Below are 25,456 nucleotides of genomic sequence, written 5' to 3'. Positions count from 1 at the left end.
AGAGGAGCTGGTTTGATGGATACCGACGAAAGCGATGTGGGAGGCGAGGTGACCGCCGCCGAGGCCTTCGAGGCCTTGCGGCGAGAGGTGGCGCTGATGCGTCTCGGTGTAGAAGCGCTGGCCGGGGAACGGCGTGCGCAGCCGGACTATACCGAGACCCTCGGACAGCTCGCTGCCGACATGGCGACCAGCTCGGCGGCGATGGGCCGCCTCGCTGAGCGAGGAGCGTTGAGCCTCACGCCCGAGGACGTGGCGCGGGAAATCAGGATTGCTCAAGGGCATGCGCGCAGGGAAGCCACTGAGATGATGCAGGAGGCCGTGAGGCATCTGTCCGGCGCCGCGCGGGAGATTGGACGGTGGGTTGAACAGGCACGCACTGCGGATCTGCAAAACCGGCGGCTGCTGCAAGTCGGTGTGGTGGCACTGTTGCTTGGAGGCGTGATTGGCTGGGTCCTTCGGGCTGCCTTCTGACGGATCGGACACGATGACGGGGAATGACAGTTGCAAAAACGGTCCGGCGACAACCGCTCAGCTAACCGATTTTCGAGCAGCGCCGTCTATGGCTCAATCATCAAGTCGCCGCCCGGCGCTGTAGCGGTCAGACTTATGCGACGATTCAGGATTTGCGCGGCCCAGCGACCTGGCGCCTCCGCCTCAACGGTGGCGTAGTCCAGAATCTTCTCGCCGCGCTCGCCGTCGATCTCGGCATAGGCTCGAATGAGCGGTGTCCCCCGGCGCCAGCCGTCCAGTACATAGACGATGCGCATGGGTACGCCGAAGTCCACCGGCTCAACGGAGACGTCGGCGTCTTCGGCATGTCCGACGAAACGGACCTGTTCGACCAGCATGCCATGATCGAAGGCTTGACCGTGGGCCACGTAGCCAAGGCTGGGGACGGCGCAGTTCGCTTCCCACCGCGGTTGCCGCGTCCGGGGGCTACGTCCCTGGTAGGGGGCGCACCAGGAGAGCTTTCCGCCGTTGAGTCTTACAGCATAGACGGGCGTCCCGCCCGGTAGTGGGGCGGCGCCGGCGGAATAGCCCCGGAAGGTCAGGGGGCTTCGCAGCCGGCCAGTCAGGCCATGGCGCGCGGGTGCAGACGCGAGGATTTGGCCGACAGCGGCCGTGCCACTGCTGAACTCAAGCGGTCCGCTCGGGGAGAACGCGGCGTCGGATTGCCGTTGAAGCTCGATTTCAGGCTGAAATTGGCGAGGTGGTGCGACACGTTGCCGCGCGCCGCTTGCCGGTGTTTGTGACGGAATGTTTTGAAGACTTCCGTGACCCGACAGTAAGAGGAGAGCAGATAGGGCAAAACCGGCAAGCATTTCAAAGTTCTCGCAATTTGGCTGTCGGGTGGAGGATTGAGGTAGCTGGGACGATGAAATCCCACTGTTGCGGAGAGACTATCAACAACTTCTCTGAATAATGTGTGCGCAACGTAAGCTCCATGCCTTCGCAACCCCAGCCCCATGTGTCATGCCTGCAATATTGGGGGTGCGATACCGATGAATGATGGGCCGGGGGTCAGGAAAGATCTTTGCGAGGTCAGGCTTGCGCTCAGTTGGGTGCGGCTCGCCCCGTCCGGACTCGCCCGGCGGCCTGTGAGGCGATCACCGACGCGCGGCGGCACCCATCACCGGCTCAGGCAGTTCTGCTCTGTCGCCGATCCTTGCCTATCGAATGGTGCGGCGACGTCGCCTATGCTTGAAAAGTTTGGCCAGCGGGGCCGCAATGACCGCATCCAGAAATTCGCAAGTTGTGAGCGCGCCTACGCCCCATGCGTGATGCCTCGTGTCAAAGCGTACGGGGTCAAGCTGGAGTTTTGATGTGAAGTCAAGCCTACTCGAAAGCAAGAAAAACGGGTCCTTGTCTGGATGGCGCGTGAAGACTCTGCTTTGCGCATCCGCCTCGCTCTTCGTGTCATCATGCGGTGCCTACATACCGCTGTGCAAGGGACCGAAGATGACGGAGCAGCAGGCAGTCGAGGCCGCGATACGTTGGATAGAGCGAGACGCGGGAGGCGTCTATTTGCTGGCTGACGGTAGGGTCCAATCTGACCATCCGTTGAATAAAGAAACTTGCTGCGAAGTAAAGAAGAAGCCAATGTCTATCGACAGCCCCGAAGTCTGGTCTGTTTTTATTGAAGCTCCGACTATTAACGGTGGCCGAGTTGTCGCTTTCGTCGAGTTCGATATGTGTGGCGTATTGTTTTCAAGCGGTATTGATATCGATCGCATGTCCGGGGGTGTGAAGTGAATAATGCTGTAACGATTTATAGGGCAATGCAGTATTGGGCCAATCTCGGGCTCGGGCAGTTCAGGCCCGCCGCCGACAGGTATGAGGTTCAGCTTTCCGATGGGCGGAAGTGGACTTATAGCGATTTCGCTCGACACATGGTCAATGGCGCTCAAGCGCCGAATGTTTGGGTCCCGGGCGAAGCTGGCAGGAGAGGCGGGAGAGTGTCGACGTCGACTCATATTGGTATATGCGTCATGGACCAGGTCAAAAGCTAAATATCGGATCTATTGAAGCTGTAAAAGATCTGTTCAGTAGAAACGATCTGTCCCCGGGGACCTATAGTTTTGAGGCGCTATATAGCAAAAGTCAGAGATCCGCTGATCTGAATCAATACATGGAGGATCCGGGAATCCCAGATTATGCGTATCGTGTCGCCGTTTGGGGTAGGACCTCGTTCCTGATCAAGGGCGGAACAGTAGAAGTTTCGGCAAGCGGCGTGGTGAAGTTGATCGGGGCGGAAGTTAAGCCGTTCAACGACAATTTTGATTTTTCCCCTTCCGGGAAGCCATTGGGTTATCAGTTCTTTTCCGACATAGAGCGTCGGAATTTCGACCCGAACCTCGTTGGTGATGGGTTTGAGATCACCTTCGAGGGCGACGGCATGGTGATCGACGAGTTGAATTCAAACAACACGTCATTCTACGGGACGTACGGCGCCCATCGGGACACCCATTGGCGGTACCGTTATTGCTTTGGCGGCTCGACACAGATTTCGATGGCGGACGGGTCGCAACGCGCTATCGCAGACATTCGGATTGATGACGAGGTACTAGCTTTTGACCCGAGCGAAGCCGGTGGCCGAGGGGTATTGTCGCGAGGCCGGGTCACCCGCCTGTTTGAGACGCCCGATCAGCCGGTTTTTGATTTTCATGGCGTCATCGTCACAGCGGACCATCCCTTTCTGACGGAGGAAGGCGCCTTTCGGCCGCTCAGCGAGATCGTTGCCGACGATGGGCTGATCGTTGATGAGAGTGGGGCGTACCATCGCGCCTGCGGCAACTCGCGCACCGATGTCGAGCGGAATACGTCGGCCGAAGCTAGATGGAGCCTCAAGAGCGCCGGAACGGCGACGGTCTACAACATCGAAGTCGAGGGGTTGCATACCTATGTTGCGGCTGGTTGGAGAGTTCACAACGAGTCTGTTTTCTCGCCTGACACCGAAGCAGGTCAGCAAGCCGACCGACTTCTCGACCAGTTTGCGCGCCTGACATTCGCGGATGATCCTCTCGAATACATCGCGTTCGGCTCGGCGCTCAGGGCTCTCGGGAGCACGGCCGTCGACAGCATAGCTGGAGACACGCCGTTCGATTTGCCCCACGTCATGGGGCGTTTCGCCATGACGGCCATCGGCTCCGTCGGCGGCTACGCAGCGCGTGCTCTCGTGAGCGAGCTGCTCGAGGAAACGGGACTGCCGAGCGATCTGGTTGGCGCCTTATCCATATTCGCCGAGACTGCGGGCTCGACTGCGGCGCAGATCGAGGCGATCAGGTTTATCCTGTCAATATCGGAAGATGGGTCGCCTCTCGCTCAGGCGGCGCAGACGTCGCTTGACGCTCTAAATCCCGACCTCTTCTTGAAGAGTGCCGCCTTCTCCGCAATCGCCTCGTTTGCTGCGACCAAGTTTGCGGACCTGATCGGCGTTGACGGCGAACTGGCGCCTTTTGTCAGCGCGCCGGCGGGAGCGGCTCTCAACGAGATCGGTCAAAACCTGCTGGAGGGGCGCCCATGGTCTACCGGCCTGTCAGCTGCGGGTTTCAACGCCCTCGGCTCGGTCGCTGCCAACTACATTTCCAATGAGATCGCCGAGTGGGATTCGTATGGCGAAATCGTCGGTTCAAATCTCGGGAGCGGACTAGGCGGAATAGTCGGGCAGACGCTGATCCCGATCCCCTTCGTCGGTGCCTTCGTCGGGTCGATCGTCGGCGATTTGATCGGGGGGCTGCTTGGCGGATTGATCGGCGGGGATACGCCCATCGCCTGGGCTGACCTGCAGTATGACGCGGCCGCTGGCACGCTCTTCATTTCTCGGGTTTCCTCCGAGGCTGGGGGTTCGCGAGAGCTCGTCGAGGATATCGCGTCGATCGTGCGCGACAACGTGAACTCGGTTCTGCTTTCCGTCGGCGCCGTTACGCTCAATGCGGAAGATATTTCGTCCAGCGGGTACGGCCAGGTCGGTCAAGATAGTCGACTGAAGATGGGCTCCGCTGCGGAAGCCAACTTCGGACAGGACATATCCCAGCTGGTTGAGAATGGGGTCATTCGACTGCTCGAGCAGTTCTCGCTCGGCGGCGGCGATCCGTATGCAATGAGGGCGTTGGCGGCTTCGCTGGAACGAGCTCGCGATGAGAACGGCGACATCGTCGCCGGTGCGTCCACGCTGGTGATAAGCGACATGATCGTCGCAAAAGATTTTCAAACCTATTTGGCCAACGTCGACACCATCAACGCGTTGATTGCGGCTGATCCAAACTCCAACGAATCCGTGGGTTGGCAACTGCTGCTCCAGCGGGCGTTTGATCTTGGACTGCATCGTCGAGCGGAAGTCGACTGGAATGGCGGCTGGACGTTCCTGTTCGAGCAGTGGGGAGTCAATGCCGAGAATATCGGTCTGACCTATATCGACGGCGAGAGGCTGACCTTCGCCGGCGAAGGCGACGATCCGCTGGTGATCGGGGATGTCATTCCGACTGGTTCGAAGGACGAGATCCTCGGCGATGCCGGTTCCGACAGGATCATTCTTGCCGGTGACGTTCTTGACGGCCGCCATTCAATCAGCGGTGATTCTGATAGCTTCATCGCGTTTAATGGCGTCCGGACTTCCAAGAACTTCACGGTGACGGTCGCGGCGAGGGTCGCTGCGGGTGACGGCCACGATTATGTCGTCGCCGGCGACCTCGGTGCCGATGTATTCGGCGGAGCTGGTCACGACAGTCTTCAGGGCGGAAAACTGGACGACTGGCTGTTTGGGGAGTTTGGAGATGATCGCCTTTACGGTCTGGGTGGCCACGGCGACTACCTTAACGGTGGCGCTGGCGATGATGTCGCGTACGGAGATGAAGGCGACGATTGGCTTGAAGGGGGAGATGGTGATGATGAGCTCCATGGCGGTTTAGGGGATGATATCCTGGAGGGCGGCACGGGGCGGAATATTCTGAACGGTGGGCAGGGCTCAGACCATTTCATTCATCGCGGGGGCGGCACAGATCGTGTCGACGACGCGGGCCTCGGTGCGGCCATCGACGAGCTTGTCTTCGCCGATGTGGCCTCGACAGCTATCTCCGTTTGGCTCTCGGGCTCAAGCGAGGACGTCCGGATCACGGTGGCTGGACAGGATGGCGTGGCCGTCGAACTACTCGGCCAGACCTACGCTAACCTCGGTGGGGTCGAGCGCATTCGCTTTTCCGACGGGGTGATTTGGACTCGGTCACAGTTGTTGGCTCAGGCGCAGGTCCCCCATGCAGGTACGACATCGACTGCCACAGGCACGATCTTCGACGACGTACTCTCCGGGGACACCGAGGCCGGCGTTTTGGTGGGCGGCTACGGCTCGGACACCTATGTCATTCGAGCCGGGGATGGTGCCCAGACCATTCGCGATATCGGGGCGCTGAGCGACTACGACCGCCTGGTTCTCGAAGACGCGGCCTCGTCCGCAGTCTCCGTCGTGCGGTCCGCTGATGACGCCTCCCGCTTCGTCCTGATCGCCGGTGGCGTCACCCTAGCCGTTCTGGACGGTCTGGAAGAGGACGATCAAGGGGTAGATTCGGTCGTATTTAGCGACGGCGTCACTTGGACCAAGGACGACATTCTGAGCCGCGCAGTCACTCAAGGTGGGTTCTACGATGACATCGTCGTGGGAACGCGAGGCAATGAGAGCTTGGATGGCGAATTCAACGACGACATACTCGTCGGCGGCAAGGGGAATGACACGCTGCGCGGTGGAGCCGGCGACGACGTTTACCGCTTCAATCTCGGCGACGGCCGCGACAACATTGTCGACATAAGTGGCCAAGATCGTTTGGAGTTTGGAGCCGGAATTTTGCCGGATGACATAATCGTCGAACGGTCCGTGTTCCGCACCGATGAACTCGTACTGAGCATTCCGGGGACCGGTGACCAGATCACACTGAAGTCGCAGAACTCCGGCTCCTACTGGGAAGGGATTGATGAGTTCGTCTTCGCCAATGGCGTCGTCTGGTCACGCGCCGATCTGAATGCTCGTGCCCTGGCGCAGGCGGCCTCGGTCGGAAATGATGTGATTACTGGATTTGACACAGACGATGTGTTGGATGGGGGGGCGGGCGACGACACGCTGCAGGGCGGACGTGGCGCGGACACCTATCGCTACGAGCGTGGCGGTGGCCTCGATCGGATTGCCGACGGCGGCGTTGACGCGGCGATCGACCGCCTAGTGCTCGGGACAGGCATCACACCGGACGATGTCCGCGTGACGCGGTCGTTGAGCAACGACCGGGAGATGATGTTGGCCATCGGCGACGGGGGCGTAGTCATCGGTCCCGACTTGGAAGAAGTTGTGTTCAACAACGGAACAGTCTGGAGCGCCGCTCAACTGCAAAGCCTAGCGATCGCTAGTCGGCAAACGAACGGCGACGACGTCATCGTCGGCGGGACGGGAGCCGATGTGATCGGGATGACCGCCGGCAACGATCTTGTGAAGGGTGGCGCTGGCGTTGACCGCTACGAATATGCAGCGGGGGACGGTTTTGATCGCGTCGCCGCCGGTGCTGCAGGCGAGGGGAGCGCCGACGTTCTAGTTCTGAAGAACGTCACGGCGCAGGAGATCGTGATTGGCCGGCCGAGCTTCGGCTCCGCGGAGTTCGTGCTGTCGTTCACGACCGGCGCGGGAGCAGTCATGCTCGAACGCAATGCCATCGGTCATGTTCAGTTCGCTGATGGCGTCACCTGGTCGATGTCGGGACTGCTCGCGGCTTACCTCGCTCAGGGCGAGGCAGGGACGGCCTCCCTTACTGGAACGACCGGTGAAGACATACTGGTGGGTGGTCCCGGCGCCGACCGTCTAAGCGGCGGTGCGGGGAGTGACGTCTATCGTTATGCTCTAGGCGATGGAAATGACATCATCGCGGACGCCGGGACGGCAGGCGTCGATGTGCTGGCGTTCGGAGCCGGAATCACGGCGTTGAATGTGCAGGTACGCAAGGTGATCGGCGACAACGCTGCCCTAGTCCTGACTGTCGGCGCCGAAAAGATTCTCCTATCGGGGTTTGCGACCGGCGCAAGCATCGATCAGGTGTCTTTCGCTGATGGTTCGCTTTGGACGACGGCTCAACTTCAGGCCTTCGCCGACGGCGCCCCCGCCGTGGCTGTTGATATGCTCGAATTCGCACGATCGCCCACATCAGGGAATGACGACCTTCCCGGGTCCTCATTAAGCGAGGTCTTAGTTGGCGGGGCCGGGAACGATGTAATTATCGGGGGAAGCGGCAGCGACACATTCCTCTTCAACCTTGGCGACGGGTTCGACTTCATCAACGATCAAGGAACCGGGACCTTCGACAGCGACCGGATACTGTTCGGCGCCGGCATCACGCCGGAAATGATCCACATCTCGCGTTACGGCAGCGACACCCTATTGCTTCAGGTTGGTGCAGGCGGAGATGCCATCCTGTTGGACCGTCAACTAGGTCGGTTCTCCGGCATTGAGACCGTTGAGTTTGCCAACGGCACGATATGGGCCAAGACGGAGCTTTTTGCGATCTACGCTCAGGGTCAGGCCGCTTCGAGTTCCTCGGTGATCTTCGACACCGACTACAGCGATGTGATCTATGCCGATCCCGGTGACGACCATTTCATCCACGACACCGGGTCGGACGTTTATGTGTTCGGTCGCGGCGATGGACGTGATGTCCTAAGCGGCGGACCGGGTCACGTATCGGACACGGCGGTTTTGCGCTTTGAGGCTGGAATCTCCGTGGCCGACATTGCGATCACCCGTTCGGACGACGATTATCTTCTGAGTGTTCGCGGAACCACTGACAGCGTGCTTCTGGTAGGCCAGAACTGGATCTACACCGGCGTGGACAGGGTTGAGTTCGCCGACGGCGCTTTCTGGACGCGCACTCAGATCTTTGCAGAATATTTGAAGACTGTCACGACTGGCGGCAATGATAGAATTCTCGACTCGTATGGCTCTGACGTATTCCGCGGAAGCGCTGGAGACGACTATTACGACTCAGATAACGGGTCTGACACCTACTACTTCGGCTTGGGTGACGGTAACGACGTCATCAAAGAGGGCCCTGGTTATGTGTCCGACATTGATCGGTTGATCTTTGAAGAGGGAATTGCACCGGACGACGTGATTGTCACCCTCCCGTCGCTCTATGGGGGCGATGTCAGACTCCAGATCGCCGGACGACCTGACAGCGTTTATATTGTTGGCGGGATAAACACATACTCGGGGATCGAGCAGATATCGTTCGCAGACGGCACGGTTTGGACGAAGGCCAGCTTGGTGTCACTAGCGAGCGGTACTGCCAACGGGCTGCCTGTCGTACGCGGCACAAGCGCTGCCGAGGTATTGAACGGCGGTCTGGGCGCTGACCATCTGATCGGTGCGTCTGGCCATGATGTTCTGCGGGGCGGTGCGGGCTCCGACGTCTACGTCTATGATTTGGGCGATGGTCGCGACTCCATCCAGGACTTCGGTCCCGCCACCGATGTTGATCGCCTAGTGATGGGCGCGGACATCCTTCCCGAAGACGTGCTGATCCTGCAGTCGAGCTCAGACGTCAACGATATCGTTCTGGTGTTGCCGGGCTCCGACGGGGCTATTTACCTCGACCAGCAGGCCGCCGGCGGCGGGATCGAAGAAGTCGTCTTCGCTAATGGCGTGATCTGGACCCGTCAGGATCTGGTTCCTACAGCGATCGCTAATGCCGGAACAGTCGGAGTCGATACTATCGTCGGTACTGGTCTGGCCGATGTCCTGAATGGCGGCGCCGGAGATGACCGTCTAGTTGGGGGCTTCGGCGCGGACATCTATCTCGTCGCCTCCGGAGACGGCCACGACGTCGTCGAAGAACAGGTCGGTTCAACCGATACCGACACAATCGTGTTTGGGACAGGTCTGTCGCTTGCGGCGATGACCGTCTCTCGCTCGGGGCTTGACGTCATTCTGTCGTTCGGCGCCCAGCAGTCGATTACACTCAAGAACCAAGGCGTCGAGGCAGCAGGCTTGGTGGAAGCGTTCCGGTTCAGTGACGGCCAGACGCTCGCCTATGCCGACCTGAAGGCGATCTACCTCGCTGACGCGGCGACGGCCGGCGACGACCTCATCGTCGGTTTCGACGCGGTAGAGGATTTGACCGGCGGCGCGGGTGACGACCAGCTCCGCGGCGAGGGCGGGGCCGACACCTATCGTTACGCCTTAGGCGACGGCGACGATGTGATCGTTGACAACGGGACCGATCTCGGGATCGATCGGGTCGTTTTCGGGCCCGGCGTCACGCCCGCGATGATGCGGGCCGAACGAACCGACGAGCCGGGCGTGTGGCGGCTGAGCTTCTCTGGCGCGACGGGTTCGATCACGCTTCGCCTCGCCGCTGCGCCAGGGCAGGGCGTCGAGGAACTGGTCTTTGACGATGGCACGGTAGCGACGCTGGCCGACGTCGAGGCGCTCCATACCGCATCGGCGACGACGACCGGCGCTGATCGGATCGAAGGCTTCGACGGCGACGACACCCTTTCCGGCGGTGAAGGTGACGACGTCCTCATCGGCGGTGCCGGCGACGACGCCCTAAATGGCGGGGCCGGAAACGATATCCTGAAAGGCGACGCCGGTGACGATACTCTCTTCGGCGGAGACGGCGACGACCTTCTGTCTGGCGGCATGGGCCAAGACAGCTACGACGGGGGCGCGGGGTCCGACACTGTTGACTTCCGCTACTCGAACGCGGGCTGGACGGTCGATTTGACGGCGGGCACCGCCCGCACCACACAGGCGCTTGAGAACCTCACGTCTATCGAGAACGTCATAACCGGCGGCGGCAGTGATGTCCTTACCGGGGACGCTCAGGATAACCGCCTGCAGTCGGGCGCGGGCACCGATCGGTTGTGGGGCGGCGGCGGCGACGACTGGTTGGAAGGCGGCTCTGGGGCCGATCAGATCGACGGCGGCTCCGGTATTGATACCGTCAGCTATGCGAACTCCTCGGCGGCGGTCTCGGTCGCACTGGGCGGGGTCTACTCAGGCGGCGACGCTGAAGGGGATGTCGTGACCAACGTGGAGAATTTAATGGGTAGCGCGTTCGGCGACGCCCTCGTCGGCGACGCATTGGCCAATGCGCTGGATGGCGGCGCCGGGGAAGACATGCTGCTCGGCGGCGGCGGAGACGACTTTCTGACCGGCGGGCTCGGCGACGACCATCTGAATGGCGGGGACGGGCAGGATACGGCTCGCTACGTCCAGTCCCGCAACGCCTTCCTGTTCGCCCTGAGGGCGGACGGACTTGTGATCGCCACGCACACCGCCACCGGAGATGTGGACGTGCTGGAGAGCATCGAGTGGGTCCAGTTCGGCGATGAAGCCTCGCCGGTGGCTCTGGCAAGCCTGTTGGCCATCCAGGGCACAGAAGGGCCCGACAATCTGAGTGGAGGATCTGGCAACGACGTCATCGTGGGCCTTGGGGGCGACGACGTCCTCTATGGAGCGGCGGGCAACGATCTGCTCGACGGCGGCGCGGGCGAGGACCAAGCCTCCTTCGCTGGCAAGCTTGGCGAGGTGCGGTTCGAGCGCCAAGAGAATGGCGATGTTGTCGCGACCGACCTTATCGGGACGGACGGCGCCGACACGCTCCGCAACATTGAGGCAGTCTATTTCGACGGCGACGGCAACTGGAGGACTTTGATCGAGCTGGTCGGGGTCCACGGCACTGCCGGTGATGACGCCTGGATCAGCGGCACGGCCAACAGCGACCGACTGTTCGGCCTGGCCGGCGACGATACGCTCGTCGGTCACGCAGGCGACGACTTCCTCTATGGCGGCGAAGGCTACGATCAGGTCAACTACGCTGGCGACATCGCTGATTTTGTCTTCACACGCCAAGCAGACGGAGCGGTAACTATCGCGGATGTGACGGGCACGGAGGGCGTGGACACCGTCTTTGACATGGAAGCGGTCTATTTCGAAGCCAGCCAGACTTGGTCGTCGCTCAACAATCTTGTCGCCGACTATGGCACCGAAGCGGACGACGACTGGGTTCAGGGCACGTCGGGTTCTGATCGGATTTACGGTCTGGGCGGCGACGACTCACTCGTCGGCCGCCAGGGCGATGATTTTCTGTACGGCGGCGACGGCTATGATCAGGCCAACTACTTCGGCGCTTCCACTAACTTCAGCTTCACGCGCAACCCCAATGGGACTGTAACCATCACCGATCTGGTGGGTGATGAGGGCAGCGATCTTTTGAGCGGAGTCGAGGCGGTGTATTTCGATTCCGACAGTGTCTGGTCCACCTTGGAGGATTTGGTGGGCAGCACTCCGAGCTCAAGCGCCGCCGCTGGATCGGGCTTCCAACCGTCAACCTCGCGGGCGCACGTCCTCTCTATGGAAGCTGTTGACGAGCGGCCTTTCCTTAGTGCTTCCATCCCGGCGGCGGATAATCCGTTCATGCTGTCCGGCTTGCCGGCTATGGACGATGGCGGGTTCGAAGTGGTTCATGGCATGCCGTCGAGCTGGTTCGAGATTCGGGCTGGCGTGCTTCAGGATCACTCCTTCGTCTGAGGAAAAGGCCTGGCCGGGTGCACGCGCGTTCGGTCAGGCAGACCTTTGAAAATATGTTTTATTGACCGCGGGCTGGGAAGTCGAAAAGGCCTCCTCTCAGTGGGAAGACCGGTGTAGGTCGTGCTGAAACTCTTCTTTCCGACCCGCGCCGGCGCTGAGCCCCTCTCCGAGGCGCTGCAGGCCTGCCGCCGACATCTCCTCACGGCCGCCCTATTCAGCGCCCTAGTCAACATCCTCTATCTGACGCCGACCCTCTACATGATGCAGGTCTACGACCGTGTCGTGCCGACGGGGGGCGTCACCACCCTGCTTCTGGTCAGCACGGCGGCCTTGTTCGCCCTGCTGAGCCTTGCCGCGCTAGACTGGCTGCGCGGCCGGGTGCTTCTGCGCGCCGCCCTGCGGCTTGATCGTCTGCTGGCGCCTGTGATCCTGACCCGTGTGGTGGATGCCCCGTCCCAGCTGGCTAGGAGCCAGGCGTTGCGGGAGTTCGACAATGTGCGCTCGGCATTGTCGGGGCAGGGGGCGCTCGCGCTCCTCGATGCACCATGGACGCCGCTCTATCTGGCCTGTTGCTTCCTCCTTCACCCTGCAATCGGCGTGCTGACGCTGGTGGGGGGGATCTGTCTGTTTGTCCTGGCCTGGCTGAACGAGCGCGAGTCCCGCGCGCGTTTGGCGCGGTCGATGCAGTCGAGCGCAGCCGCCTACGTTTCGCAGGAAGCCGTCGCCGCCCAAGCCGAGGTCGTGCGCGCCTTGGGCATGCGCGGATCTAGCGTCGCCCGGCAGGTTGATCAACGCAGGCTCGCCGTGGGCCAACAGGCCGACGCCCAGCTGACCGGTGGAAAATACTCTGGCGCGATCAAATTCGTCCGTCTCGCCCTGCAGTCGACAGCTCTAGGCCTTTCAGCCTGGCTTGTCGTTCAAGGGCAGATGTCGGCCGGCTCGATCATCGCCTCCTCGGTTCTGCTGAGCCGCGCGGTCGCGCCGGTGGAGCTGCTGGTCGGCGCCTGGCCGGCACTGATCCAGGCGAGAACGAGCTGGAAGGTCTTGGTGGACCTCTTCGTCGGCACAGCCGCACAGACGCGAGATCGTACCAGCTTGCCGACGCCCGTCGGCAAGCTCGCACTCGAGGGGATCGGGGTGCGTCTTCCGGAAACAGAGCGACCGCAGCTCAACAACATCGGGCTACGGCTAGAGCCCGGGCAGACACTCGGCGTGATCGGAGCCAGCGGCTCGGGCAAGACGACCCTGGCGCGGGTCATCGCCGGCGGACTTAAGCCCGATCAAGGATCCGTCCGTCTGGATGGTGCGGACTATGATGCTCGGGACGGCGATGTCCTGGCCCGATACATCGGCTATCTGCCGCAGACGCCAAGTCTGTTCGCCGGATCGATCCGCGACAATATCTCCCGGTTCGCCGCCGCCAGTGGAGAAGATGCGGAGGCTGTCGATCAGGCGGTCGTCCGGGCGGCCGTCGCGGCCGGCGTCCATGAGCTCATCCAGCGTCTGCCTCAAGGCTATGACATGGTGCTCGGACCCTATGGTGCAGGCGTTTCCGCCGGCCAGGCCCAGAGGATTGCCCTCGCGCGAGCCCTCTATCGCGACCCGGTCCTGCTTGTGCTCGACGAGCCCAACTCCAACCTCGACCAAGAGGGTGAAACCGCGCTCATGGCCGCGATCCTCGCCGCCGCTCACCGGGGCGCCGCAGTCGTGATCGTCGCCCATCGGGCCGGCGTCCTTGCCCGAGTTGACCGGCTGATGGTGATGCGCGATGGCGCAGTCCAGGTGGAAGGCGCCCGTGAAGAAGTCTTGGCGAAACTGCGGAGCGCCAAGGCTCCTGCCGGCAAACCTGAGACGGGAGCGGATTTCGGATGAGCGGTCCATCGGCACACTCGACCCCGTCCGTTGGCGCTCTGAAAGATGGCGTAGGATGGGAGCTCAAGGTCGGCGGTACAGTCATCCTGCTGTTCTTCGGTCTCTTCCTCGGATGGGCGGCGCTGGCGCCGCTGGACGCCGGAGCCTACGCCAGCGGTCAGGTTGCGGTTACCGGCAATCGTCAGGCTGTTCAGCATCGTGACGGAGGCGTGGTCCGGTCGTTGTCCGTAAGGGAGGGCGACCGGGTCCGGCAGGGGCAGGTCCTGATGCGTCTCAACGCCGGCGAGTTGAGAGCCTCGGAGCGTGGTGTCGCCGGCCAGGTGCTAGCGCTTCTTGCCCAGCGAGCGCGTCTGGTCGCCGAACGCGATAGGACGGCGCGTGTTCAAGCGCCGCCTGAGTTCGCGGAGTTGCACCCGGAAGATCGCCAGCTGGCGAACGAGGCGTTGCTCCTTCAGCAACGTCAGTTCGCGGCACGCGGAGCGGGTCGTTCGACGGAAACCGGCGTCTTGAGCCAGAGGGTCAGTCAGTTGCAGGACCAGATGGAGGGATATGAGCGCCAGATCGACGCTAACGCCAAGCAGCAGCGGCTGATCGAGGAGGAGCTGACCGGGATTCGCTCTCTTGCGGCGCGGGGCTATGCGCCGCAAACGCAGGTCCGTGCGCTGGAGCGGACTGCGGCGGCGCTTGAGGGCGAGCAGGGCTCGCTGCGAGCCGAAGTTGCCCGTACCCAGGAACAGATCGGTGAAGCGCGGTTACAGACGCTCGGGGTCTCGACGGAGCTTGACGAGGACGTCGCCGAGCAGTTGCGGCAGGTCGAGGTTCAACTGAACGAACTACAGCCGCGGCTGGCCGAGCTACAGGCGCAGATCGCCCGCACGGAAATCCGCAGCCCCGTTACCGGTCAGGTCGTGGGCCTCACGGTCTTCACTCAAGGCGGCGTCATCCAGGCCGGGCAGCTGCTGATGGACATCGTCCCGGAAGAGGCCGAACAGGTGCTCGTCGCTCGGGTCGCTCCTTCGGACATCGACAATCTATCGATCGGCCAGCCGACAGAGGTGCAGTTCTCCGGATTGCGCGAGCGGAATCTGGAGACCCTCCGTGGGCGCGTGCGCCAACTTTCCGCTGACAGCTTCACTGACGAGGGGACAGGAGCTAGCTATTACCGGGTGGAAATCGTCATCCCTGCGCAAGAGCTCGCTAAACTCGGCCGGGCGGCCAAAACAATCCGTGCAGGCATGCCGGTCGAGGTCGTCATCCTAACCCGCAAACGGACAGCGTTAGCCTATCTGACCGAGCCCTTGATCAAGAGTCTTTGGCGTTCAGGTAACGAGCAGTAACGGACTTAGCCATCAAAAACCAGCTTTTGGCCGTAGCGGTGGCACTGGTTCAACACGACCTTCGATGCGGAGTTTAGACGAGAGCTGTCAGGATATGTCTTCCTCGGACGGATCGCCCTCCCGCACCCAAACAACCAAAACGCCCTCGCTCAAAACGCGAGGGCGTTTTGCTGTGTGCCCTACGCGCCCCTCACACCACGCCGCGCGCCATCACCACATGACGCAACGGCCCACGGAGCTTTGGCGTCGAACGGCCAGCGGGATCTGTCGACCGGGCCGCGGTTGGCAAGTGTTCACGTCGCTGATTTTGCCAGCTGCGAACGATCGTGTCGCAATCTTCGCCCCTATAAGCCCAACTCAGCGACCATGTCGTAGGCGTCGCCGCGGTAGAACGAGCGCGTCAACTCCACGGGTCGTCCATCGGCGAGGAAGGCGCGGCGTTCGATCAGCAGGCCTGCATGGCCTGCATCGACCTCCAGCAGCTTGGCGCGTTCGTCGCCGGCCGTCTCGGCGCGCAGGCGCTGCAGGGCGCGCACGGGGCGGCAGCCTGTGGCGCTGAGGGCGTCGTAGAGCGAGGCGCCGACCGCCTCGACGCCGGGCAGGGCGAAGCCGGTGATCGTTGACGCCTCAATGGCCATCGGCGCCCCGTCCGCCAGCCTGAGACGGCGGAAGCGGTGCACTGGCGAACCGGGCGACAAGCCGAACGACAAGGCCTCTTCAGGCGTGACAAACCCTGATCCGCGCGCCAGCCATCGGCTGCCAGGCAGGCGGTCACGCGCCTGCATGTCTTCCGAGAATGAAGACAGGGTCGAAAAACTCTTCTCCACCCTTTCGGTGCGGGGCGCCGTGTCGGAGACGAAGGTGCCGGAACCCCGCCGACGACTGAGGAAGCCGTCATCCACCAGTTCGTCGATGGCGCGGCGCACGGTCACGCGTGACAGGTTGTAGGCCTCGCTCAGGTCGCGTTCGCTGGGCAGGGCGGCGCCGATGACCAGCCGGTTGTCGTTGACGGCGGCGCGTATGAGCCGTTGCAGTCGGACGTATAGGGGCCCGCCTTCGCCCAGTTGCCCAAGGTCGGTCGAGGATCGGTAGATGACGGGTCTCTGGGCTGCTGATGTCAATGATCTAGACAATCCTGACTGGAAATGTAGAAATCCTTGTGTGGTCCACTTGGTGTTGGTGTCAATACCGCTGATGGATGGATTGGTATTGTCCAAGGGGAGAGCGATGATGCGGCATATGAATAGACTGGCAGGCTTGGCGACGCGTGCGAGCGGCGCGGCTATTCTGGCGGTTCTGTCCTTGGGGAGCGCTTCGGCGCACGCGAGCGAGGCGGCGCTTATGCCCTTGCCGGTGTCAGCGACGGTGAATGCGGCTGAGGGTCAGACGCTGGCGATTACAGGGCGGTTCGTGGTTCGTTTCGAAGGCTTTTCGGATGCGCGGCTGCAGCGCGCCGTTTCGCGTTTCCAGGCTGACATCAATGCGCTGACGGGCGCCGCTCCGACAAGCGACGGACCGGCCCTGGTGATTGCGGTGTCGGCGGATCCGGCCGCAGGCACGCTTGAGGCCAAGGAAGCCTATTCGCTGAAGGTCACGGAAGGCGGCGTGCATTTGACGGCTGCCGGGCAGGACGGGGTTCTGCGTGGCCTGGCGACGCTGCGCCAACTGGTTCAGCCGCAAGGTGCAGGTTTTGTCCTGCCTTACGCGCAGATCGAGGATTCGCCCCGTTTCCCCTGGCGCGGCCTGATGGTCGACACGGCCCGTCACTTTGTCGAACTGGACACCTTGAAGCGCCAGATCGACGCCATGGAGCGCGTGAAGCTGAACGTGCTTCACTTCCACTTCAGCGACAACGAAGGCTTTCGCATCGAAAGCCTGCGCTATCCGCGTCTGACCGAAATTTCGTCGCATGGTCAGTATTACACCCAGGCGCAGGTGCGTGAACTGGTGGCCTATGCCGCGGACCGGGGCATCCGGGTGGTGCCTGAGTTGGATGTGCCGGCCCATACGGGCGCCATCATGATCGCCTATCCGGAGCTGAAGGCGGCGCCGTTTGATGAAACCAGCCGTCTGGCCATGTTCCGTGCGGCGGTCGATCCGACCAAGCCGGAAACCTTCGCCTTCATCAAAGGACTGTTGGAGGAGATGATCCCGCTCTTCCCGGACGCCTATTTCCATGTGGGCGGAGATGAGGTGGCGCCGACGGCCTGGACGGCTAACCCTGACATCGTCGCCTATATGGCCGCCAATGGTTACGAGGATACGGCGGCGCTGCAGGATCATTTCTTCCGCCAGGTGAACGAGATTGTGCGCAGCCTTGGTAAGACGACCATGGGCTGGGAAGAGGTCGCGCACCTGCCCATTGATGATGATGTGGTCGTCCAGGCCTGGAGAAGCTCTCACATCGTGGGCCACATCACGGGCCAGAATAATCGCGCCGTGGTGTCGGCTGGCTATTATCTGGATCTGCTCTGGGATGGGCTGGACCACTATTCGCGCGATCCGCTCGATACGGCGGCGACCCTGCTGGACAAGCCGGAAGAACAGGTCGGGCCGGGTCCTGAAGTGCCGCTGAACGATCATCAGAAGGCGCTCGTCCTTGGGGCGGAGGCGCCGCTGTGGAGCGAGGCTGTGACCGATGAAATGGTGGACCATCGCTTCTGGCCGCGTGCTGCATTACTGGCCGAACGCTTCTGGTCGCCGGAGAGCGTGCGCGATCCCGTGGACGCCATGCGGCGCGCCGTGCCGGTTCAGGAAGCCCTCAGAATTCAGGGGCTGGAAGACCTGACACGTCGTCAGCGAATGGCGGCTCGTCTGGCGCCTCATGACGCCGAGGCGGTGGAAATCCTCTCCGAAGTGACCGTTCCGGTCCGCAACATGGGGCGACTGGCCGAGGTCTTTGCGGCAGTACGTACCGGGCGACCGATCCGCCTGCCCAGCTTTACGGCCCCGGTGGATATTGCCGGTACCGACAGCCTGGAAATCTATCGCCTGTCCGTCTGGGCGGATGCTGTGGCGAAGGGTGATGCCGCCGCCGCGGGGCCGTTGCGGACCGCGCTGCAGAAATATCGCGACAACCACCCGCGTTTCGTTGCGGCGGCGCAGGGGGTGGACAGCCTGGAGCAGGCGGTGCCGATTTCCGAAGAGGTTGCGCGTCTGGCTGTCGTGGGGCTGGAGGCGATTGATCTGAAGACGCGTGGCGCGCGGCCAACGGCGGCATGGACCGAGAATGCTCGGGCCCTGCTGGCCAAACAGGCCCAGGCGGCTGAGGCCTCGTCGTCTTCCGCCAAGATCCTGATGGGCGTGCCGCAACCCCCCGCCTTGCTGCTGGTGGGTCTGACGCCGGTTATCGACCGGCTGGTGTCGAGTGTGAGCCCGCGTCCATGAGGTCGGTGATCGCCGGTGTCGCTTTGATGATGGCGATGGTCAGCGGCGGTGTTCAGGCGCAGGAGGTTTCATCTGCGCCTGCTGTCGGCATGATAGACAATCCTTGTCCCGTCATGCCGCCAAAGCCTCAACCGGTCATCGACTTGGAGGAGGCCATGATCCGACCTGGCCCGGTCAATCTGCCGGCAATCATGGCTCTGACCCAGAAGCCGGATTACCAAGCCTATGCCGCCGCCAAGACGGCGCGGGAAGCGGCGGACTGGGCTGGGCTGTGTGTTTATCGCGAAGACAATGCAGCCTTGGCGGCGGGGGGTGTTCGGCCCGATGTCGTCATGATGGGGGATTCCATCACTGAGAACTGGGCGCGTGCGGATGAAGCCCTGTTCGCAGAGAAACGCATCGTAGGGCGCGGCATCGGCGGTCAGGCCAGCGCGCAGATGCTGGTGCGGTTCCGCGCCGATGTCATCGCCCTGCGGCCGCGCGTGGTTCATATTCTGGCTGGCACCAATGATGTCGCGGGCAATGGCGGGTTGACCAGTCCTGACGCCTACAGGAACACCATTATGAGCATGGTGGATCTGGCCCGGGCCAATGGAATCCAGGTCGTCCTGGGGGCGCTGCCTCCAGCTGAGCGGTTCTTCTGGCGGCCTGGTCTGAAGCCTGCGGATCAGATCGTCGCCCTGAATGATTGGCTGCGGACCTACGCCGCCGAGCAGGGCGTCGCCTTTGTCGATTATCATGCCGCCCTGACCAATGAGCGGGGCGGACTTCCTGGCGCCCTCAGCGTCGACGGAACCCATCCGAATCGCGACGCCTACGCGATTATGGATCGTCTGCTTCTCGCAGCGGTGAACTAATACCAATTGGCCCGTAATCGGCCTTTTCCATACCGCTTTGGTGTTCTCGCAGTCACGCATCCGTCATCAGGTCGATCAGGCGCGAAATCGTGCTTGCGATAACTTCCAAGCAGTGCTGACTATAACCGGCATGGCGGGGCCGTGAGCCTCGACCGACAAAAGCAATATAATGCGAGGGGAACGGACAAATGCGTAAATCATACGGACGTGCGGCCTGGATGGCGGCGTCAGGCGTGGCGACGGTTCTGGCCATGGCTCTGCCAGCCAGCGCCCAGGATGCAGCGGGCGCAAACGCCACTCAATTGGGCGAGATCGTGGTGACGGCGACGCGCCGTGAACAACGACTGCAGGACGTGCCGGTGTCGGTCACGGCAGTGTCGGGCGAGACGCTCGAAAAATCCAACTTCCGGGAAGTGTCCGATCTTCAGTACCTGGCCCCGAACGTCACCTTCTCCTCAACCAACGCCGTCTCCAGCGGCGGCGGCTATCAGGTGCGCGGTGTCGGCACCCAGACCTTTGACGGCGGCGTGGAGCAGACGGTTGGCCTGGTGGTCGATGGCGTGGTGATCGGCCTGCCGCGCGACCCGGGCGCGACCGGTTTCGCCGATGTTGAGCGGGTTGAAGTTCTGCGCGGGCCCCAGGGCACCCTGTTCGGCAAGAACGCATCGGCGGGCGTGATTCAGATCATCAGCCGCGATCCGCGCCTTGATGAGACATCCGGCAACCTCAGCCTGTCTTACGGCGAACGCGACGAGCAGATGGCGCGCGGTGTGATCAATGTGCCGTTGGGCTCTACTGCGGCTGCGCGCATCTCAGGTTTCTACACGTCTCAGGACGGCGCCATCCCGTACGTGAACCGCGGCGGCCATATTGGCGATCGGGAAAACAAGGGTGTTCGCGGCAAGCTGTTGTGGCGGCCCAATGACGACCTGTCGTTCGTTCTGACGGCTGATTATCAGGAAGGGTTCGCCCGCGACGCCCCCATCATCAAGACACTGGGTGTAAACCCGCGTTTCAACGCTCTGTTTGACGGCTATGCGGTCAAACCGGGGCCGAACACCTACCTGGCCTATGACGATGGCGACTGGCGGTCGAATACGACCGTGAAGGGTGTTTCGCTGCAGGCGAACTACAGCCTTGGCGACTATACGCTGACCTCCATCACGGCCTACCGCACGTCGGAACTGACGCAGTTGGCGGATATTGATCACGCGCCGATCAACATCTTCAACAACAGCGATGGCGGGATGGACAACAACCAGTTCACCCAAGAATTCAGGATCGCCTCGCCCTCGGGACATCGTCTGGAGTACGTCGCAGGCCTGTTTTACTTCAAGACGGACATCAACGGCTGGACGACACAGAAGGGTGACTTCCTGAAGTTCGTCACCGGTAATCCGTCTTCACCGCCCGCGGTCATCTATGGCGAGCGTCTGCAGCATTCGGCGACAGAAAGCTATGCGGCCTATGGTCAGGCGACCTATGCCCTGACGGATACGTTCAAGCTGATTGGTGGTCTGCGCTACACGAATGACAGCACGTCCGGTTCGTTGAAGGTCAATCCTGTGCCTGGTTATTTCAGCTACGGCACATTGGCGGGCTATGACGGCAAGGTCACTGCGGACAATGTCTCGGGCCGTGTCGGTCTTCAGTATGAACCCAGCCGCAATCTGATGGTCTATGGCACCTATTCGACGGGCTATAAGGGGCCGGCGATTGACTCCGTCAGCGGCGTGGTTCAGCGCGTGAAGCCCGAAACGGTCGAGAGCTTCGAGATCGGCGTCAAGTCCAGCCTGTTCAACAATCGCATGATCCTGAACGGCGCCATCTACACCGCTGACTACACGGACTTCCAGGCGCAAGCTCTGGATCTGACATCGGCGACGCCGCGTCTGGGTCTGACAAATGCAGGGCTGATGCGGGCGCGCGGCGTCGAACTGGAAACCAGGTTGAGGCTGATGCAGGGCCTTACGGTGGGGGGCAGCGCGGCCTACAGCGATGCGACCTACAAGGATTATACGGGAGCCTGCTACACGGGGCAGCCCAAGTCGCCGACGGTCGGGGAAGGCTGCTATCTCGTGCCTGGAACGGTTGACACCTATGCAGCCAACTTCGCCGGGTACCGCCTCGCTGATGCTCCGGAGTGGAGCTATAATCTGAACGTGAACTATGAGCGTTCGGTGGGGCCGGGCCTCCAAATCGACGCCAGCGCAAACTGGTCGTGGCGCGATGACGCCTATGCCCTGACGGGGGATCCGGAATCGGTTGTGGACGCCCACGGCATCCTGAACGTGAATCTTGGTTTCGGTCGTGATGACGGGTCGTGGCGTCTGGGGCTGTATGCCCGCAACCTGCTGGATCAGATGTTCTATGGCTCGGTGCCGTCGCTCTACATCGCCAATGTCGGCGGTTATGAGCGTGTCATCAGCCCGAATGCTTTCCGCACCGTGGGCATGAACCTGACCGTCGCATTCTAAGCTTCTGAGCCTGCCCGGTTTGGGCACGGGCCGGACTGCGTCCGGCCCGTCTTTTTTTATATTAACGCCGTCAGTCGCGTCGTGTGCGGTTGAAGTATGGCGGGGCGTTGTTCGGCATCACTCGCGACTGTCGACTGAATGTCGATAATCGGTGTCGCCTTCAGTTTTCGACCGTGCCGATCCTTCCTGTCGTCGACCGATCAGCAGTCGCCGCCGTCGCCAAAAAGTAAGTTACAAACAATATTGACTGTTTTTGATCCGGCCCATAGGGTCGGGAATATGGGTGGTGGAACCGGCAGGACGAAGTGAGGCGATGAGCAGGCGGGGCGACCACTTCGAAGACGGTTTCGGCGCGCGGCGTTCGATGTCCGGCTGGTCAGTTCCGGGCGTGCTGTCCTCTTTTTTCTGCAGCCTGGTCTTGCGGGGTTACATCCGCTGGTCGTTCCCGGATAACTGCGGGTGGTTCGCGAGGGCGGGCCTGCCAGGAGATCTTCGACCTTGACCCAGACCAAGCCGCCGCGCCGCACCCAGGAAAGCCGCAGCGCAGAAACCCGCGCCCGGCTGCTCGAAGCCGCGATCCAGTCCCTGTATTCGCGGGGATATTCCGCCACGACCACTATGGCCGTGGCTGCGGACGCCAAGGTCAGCCGGGGCGCAATGCTGCATCAGTTCCCCACCAAGGTGGATATGATGCTGTTCGTGGTGGAGAGCGTCTACGCCGAGGAAATGGTCCTGTATCGCGAGATGCTGGCGGCGTTCGACGACCCCAAGGAACGGTTGCTGTCTCTGCCCGAAGTCATGTGGAAGGTGCTGTCGCGGCCCGAAGGCGTGGCTGTGCTGGAAGTGCTGCAGGGCGCACGCAGCGATGAAGAACTGAACCGCCGCCTGAAGCCGCTGCAGATCGCCATCGAAAAGGACTCCTTCATCGCCGTGGACATGGTGGCGGAGGCCGCCGGCATTCCGGTGCCGCCTGTGATGAAGCGGCTGATCGTCTGGTCCATTCGCGGCCTGTCGGTCGCCGAACTGACGGCGGAAGAACCCGGCGAAATGGTCAAGTCGGTGCGGCTTCTTCGTCGGCTGCTGTCCTACGGCATCAACGAAACCATCGAACCTGAACCTGCTGCAGGCGGATTCCGCGTGCGCGGGCGAATAAAACCAAAGGAAACGAATCCATGAAGTTGACGGGAATTCTGCTGGCCTCGACGATCCTTGTGTCGGCCACGCCCGTACTGGCCGAAACGGTCGCCCAGCCGACGCAGGCCGCCGCTGCGCGCCCGTGGGCCAACACCGCCCTGTCGCCTGATGAGCGGGCGCGACTGGCGGTCGCCGCCATGACGCTGGATGAGCAGATTCAACTGCTGCGGACACAGTCGGGCTTCGGCCTGTTGTCGCTGGGCGTGCCTCTGCCGGCTTCGATTCCCGAAAACATGCGTAAGGAAACCCCGCCCGGCGCCCTGGGTTCTGCAGGTTATGTGGCCGGTGTCGATCGCCTGGGCATTCCCGCGCAACAGATGTCGGACGCCAGCCTGGGCGTCGCCAATCTGGGCGGCATCCTGCGTCGCGGCGACGAGGCGACGGCGCTGCCCGCCAGCCTGGCCCTGGCCTCGACCTTCAACACCGAACTGGCGCGTGAGGCGGGCCGCGTCGTCGGCGCCGAGGCCTTCGCCAAGGGCTTCAACATCCAGCTGGCGGGGGGCGTCAACCTGGCGCGCGAACCCCGCAACGGCCGCAACTTCGAATATGCCGGCGAAGACCCGCTGCTGAGCGGCCTGATCATTGGCGAGACCATCGCCGGGATCCAGGACAAGCACGTCGTCTCGACCATCAAACATTACGCCCTGAACAATCAGGAGACGGGCCGTTTCGTCCACGACGCCCGCATCGAAGAGGGGGCGCTGCGCGAATCCGACCTTTTGGCCTTCGAGATCGCCAATGCGCGCGGTCGGCCCGGATCGGTCATGTGCGCCTATAACAAGATCAACGGCGTCTATGCCTGCGAACACCCGTTCCTGCTGAACGATGTCCTGCGCAACGAGTGGAGCTATGCCGGTTGGGTCATGTCCGACTGGGGGGCGGTCCACAGCATGAAGACGGCGCTTGAGGCCGGTCTGGATCAGGAGTCCCCGCAGGACGAAAACTATTTCGCGGGGCTGAAGGCCGCCGTCGAGTCCGGTGAGATTTCGGCGGATCGCGTGGCCCTGTCGGCGCATCGCATCCTGCGCAGCCTGTTCGCCGTCGGCGCCATCGACAATGTCGCGGTAAAGGGCGGCGCCATTGACCAGGCCGCCAATGCGGCTGTCGCCGAGCAGGTGGCCCTGCAGGGCATTGTTCTGCTGAAGAACGAGGGCGGCCTGCTGCCTCTGGCGGCGACGGCCAAGAAAATCGTGGTGATCGGCGGCTTCGCGGATCGCGGCGTTCTGGCGGGCGGCGGTGGTTCGTCCCAGGTCATGCCCTATGGCGGCAGCTTCCGCGACGGACGCGGGCGTGAAGGCATCTCGGCCCTGCTGGCGCCGGTCTATGGCCTGTCGTCGCCGCTGAAGGCGTTGCAGGCTCTGCGCCCCGACGCCGACATTCAGTTCGACGACGGTTCCGACCCGACCCGCGCGGCGGCGCTCGCCCGCGCCGCCGATGTCGCCATCGTCTTCGCCACCCGTCCCGAAGAAGAAGGGATGGACGCCGAGAACCTGCTGTTCCCGTTCGGTCAGGATGATCTGATCGCGGCCGTCGCCGGGGCCAACCCGCGCACCGTCGCTGTTCTGGAAAGCGGAAACCCGACCGCCATGCCGTGGCTGTCCAAGGTCGGGGCAGTGCTTCAGGCCTGGTATCCCGGCCAGCGCGGAGGCGAGGCCATCGCCAAGCTGCTGACCGGCGAGGTGTCGCCCTCGGGCCGTCTGCCGATGACCTTCCCCGCTTCGGTCGAACAACTGCCGCGCCCCGAAATCCCCGGCTTTGATCCGACCCAGCGCACGCCCTTTGGTCTGGGCAAGCCGGTCGCGCCGTTCGGTTTCGACATGCAGGAAGGTTCGGACGTCGGTTATCGCTGGTTCGAACGGACGGGCGCCAAGCCGCTGTTCGCCTTTGGCCACGGTCTGACCTACACCAGCTTCCGTTACGCCAATGCACGGTTCAACGGCGGCGCAGACCTCAGCGCCACCGTCACCCTGACCAACACAGGCGCCCGTGCGGGAACCGAAGTGGCCCAGCTTTATGCGGCGCCTCCGGGACGCACGCATCGTCTGGTCGGCTGGGCGCGGGTCGAGCTTCAGCCCGGCGAAAGCCGCACGGTCACAGTGTCCGCAGACCCCCGTCTGCTGGCCTCGTGGGACACGGCGGCCAGCGGCTGGCGCCGCGCAGGCGGTGAGTATCAGGTCTATATCGGCCGCGCCGCCGATGCGCCGGAAGGCCGGGCGAACGTCCGTCTGAACGCAGCGAGCCAGATCGCCCGCACTGTCGCCGGAGACCAGTAAG

At 62.5% G+C, this 25,456-nt stretch carries 13 protein-coding genes; 10 read left to right on the top strand and 3 right to left on the bottom strand.

Features of this window, described 5'->3' with window-relative positions; genetic code table 11:
- Positions 1-15: 15 nt before the first annotated feature.
- Complete coding sequence (locus tag JKF87_RS17020; protein WP_201101073.1) at positions 16-471, top strand: hypothetical protein; 456 nt, start codon at positions 16-18, stop codon at positions 469-471.
- 86 nt (positions 472-557) lie between these two features.
- On the opposite strand, the gene JKF87_RS17015 is transcribed toward JKF87_RS17020, so the two are convergent.
- Both JKF87_RS17015 and JKF87_RS17010 read right to left on the bottom strand, forming a co-directional pair.
- Positions 558-848 (bottom strand): hypothetical protein, encoded by a 291-nt coding sequence (locus JKF87_RS17015; RefSeq protein ID WP_201101072.1) that lies wholly within the window; start codon positions 846-848, stop codon positions 558-560.
- Positions 849-1,072: 224 nt separating this feature from the next.
- The gene (locus JKF87_RS17010; protein WP_201101071.1) at positions 1,073-1,309 is read right to left on the bottom strand and encodes a hypothetical protein; all 237 of its coding nucleotides are present in this window, start codon (positions 1,307-1,309) and stop codon (positions 1,073-1,075) included.
- Positions 1,310-1,878: 569 nt separating this feature from the next.
- Between JKF87_RS17010 and JKF87_RS17005 the strand changes: the two genes are divergently transcribed.
- The 4 genes from JKF87_RS17005 (at position 1,879) to JKF87_RS16990 (ending at position 15,267) form a co-directional block, all read left to right on the top strand.
- Positions 1,879-2,253, top strand: coding sequence for a hypothetical protein (locus tag JKF87_RS17005; RefSeq protein ID WP_201101070.1), 375 nt, complete (start codon positions 1,879-1,881; stop codon positions 2,251-2,253).
- A 376-nt stretch (positions 2,254-2,629) separates the two neighbouring features.
- A complete protein-coding gene (locus tag JKF87_RS17000; RefSeq protein ID WP_201101069.1) occupies positions 2,630-12,058 on the top strand; it encodes a calcium-binding protein in 9,429 nt (3,142 codons plus the stop codon).
- A gap of 120 nt (positions 12,059-12,178) precedes the next feature.
- Positions 12,179-13,930 (top strand): type I secretion system permease/ATPase, encoded by a 1,752-nt coding sequence (locus tag JKF87_RS16995; RefSeq protein WP_201101068.1) that lies wholly within the window; start codon positions 12,179-12,181, stop codon positions 13,928-13,930.
- Complete coding sequence (locus tag JKF87_RS16990; RefSeq protein ID WP_201101067.1) at positions 13,927-15,267, top strand: HlyD family type I secretion periplasmic adaptor subunit; 1,341 nt, start codon at positions 13,927-13,929, stop codon at positions 15,265-15,267. The genes JKF87_RS16995 and JKF87_RS16990 overlap by 4 nt, the downstream gene beginning before the upstream one ends.
- A gap of 344 nt (positions 15,268-15,611) precedes the next feature.
- Here JKF87_RS16990 and JKF87_RS16985 read toward each other — a convergent pair whose 3' ends face one another.
- Positions 15,612-16,361, bottom strand: coding sequence for a GntR family transcriptional regulator (locus tag JKF87_RS16985; protein WP_201101096.1), 750 nt, complete (start codon positions 16,359-16,361; stop codon positions 15,612-15,614).
- Between the two features lie 145 nt (positions 16,362-16,506).
- On the opposite strand from JKF87_RS16985, the gene JKF87_RS16980 reads away from it, so the two are divergent.
- The 5 genes from JKF87_RS16980 to JKF87_RS16960 all read left to right on the top strand — a co-directional run bounded on the left by JKF87_RS16980 (position 16,507) and on the right by JKF87_RS16960 (position 25,455).
- Complete coding sequence (locus JKF87_RS16980; RefSeq protein WP_201101066.1) at positions 16,507-18,654, top strand: beta-N-acetylhexosaminidase; 2,148 nt, start codon at positions 16,507-16,509, stop codon at positions 18,652-18,654.
- A gap of 155 nt (positions 18,655-18,809) precedes the next feature.
- Positions 18,810-19,511: a GDSL-type esterase/lipase family protein gene (locus JKF87_RS16975; RefSeq protein ID WP_201101065.1), complete on the top strand. Its 702-nt coding sequence runs from the start codon at positions 18,810-18,812 to the stop codon at positions 19,509-19,511.
- Between the two features lie 188 nt (positions 19,512-19,699).
- Positions 19,700-21,988 (top strand): TonB-dependent receptor, encoded by a 2,289-nt coding sequence (locus JKF87_RS16970; protein WP_201101064.1) that lies wholly within the window; start codon positions 19,700-19,702, stop codon positions 21,986-21,988.
- 498 nt (positions 21,989-22,486) lie between these two features.
- Positions 22,487-23,164, top strand: coding sequence for a TetR/AcrR family transcriptional regulator (locus JKF87_RS16965; RefSeq protein WP_201101063.1), 678 nt, complete (start codon positions 22,487-22,489; stop codon positions 23,162-23,164).
- Complete coding sequence (locus JKF87_RS16960) at positions 23,161-25,455, top strand: beta-glucosidase (protein WP_201101062.1); 2,295 nt, start codon at positions 23,161-23,163, stop codon at positions 25,453-25,455. Before JKF87_RS16965 ends, JKF87_RS16960 begins: the two co-directional genes overlap by 4 nt.
- Position 25,456: the final 1 nt, after the last annotated feature.

The sequence above is a fragment of the Brevundimonas nasdae genome, assembly GCF_016654005.1.
GTDB lineage: Bacteria > Pseudomonadota > Alphaproteobacteria > Caulobacterales > Caulobacteraceae > Brevundimonas > Brevundimonas nasdae.
This window is presented reverse-complemented; position numbering and strand designations above follow the sequence as displayed.

Excerpts from the sequence above, each read along its gene's own strand:
- JKF87_RS17015 (WP_201101072.1), bottom strand. The coding sequence starts at position 848 with ATGCTGGTCGAACAGGTCCGTTTCGTCGGACATGCCGAAGACGCCGAC.
- JKF87_RS17020 (WP_201101073.1), top strand. The coding sequence starts at position 16 with ATGGATACCGACGAAAGCGATGTGGGAGGCGAGGTGACCGCCGCCGAG.
- JKF87_RS16960 (WP_201101062.1), top strand. The coding sequence starts at position 23,161 with ATGAAGTTGACGGGAATTCTGCTGGCCTCGACGATCCTTGTGTCGGCC.
- JKF87_RS16970 (WP_201101064.1), top strand. The coding sequence starts at position 19,700 with ATGCGTAAATCATACGGACGTGCGGCCTGGATGGCGGCGTCAGGCGTG.
- JKF87_RS17000 (WP_201101069.1), top strand. The coding sequence starts at position 2,630 with ATGGAGGATCCGGGAATCCCAGATTATGCGTATCGTGTCGCCGTTTGG.
- JKF87_RS16980 (WP_201101066.1), top strand. The coding sequence starts at position 16,507 with ATGAATAGACTGGCAGGCTTGGCGACGCGTGCGAGCGGCGCGGCTATT.
- JKF87_RS16975 (WP_201101065.1), top strand. The coding sequence starts at position 18,810 with ATGATCCGACCTGGCCCGGTCAATCTGCCGGCAATCATGGCTCTGACC.
- JKF87_RS16990 (WP_201101067.1), top strand. The coding sequence starts at position 13,927 with ATGAGCGGTCCATCGGCACACTCGACCCCGTCCGTTGGCGCTCTGAAA.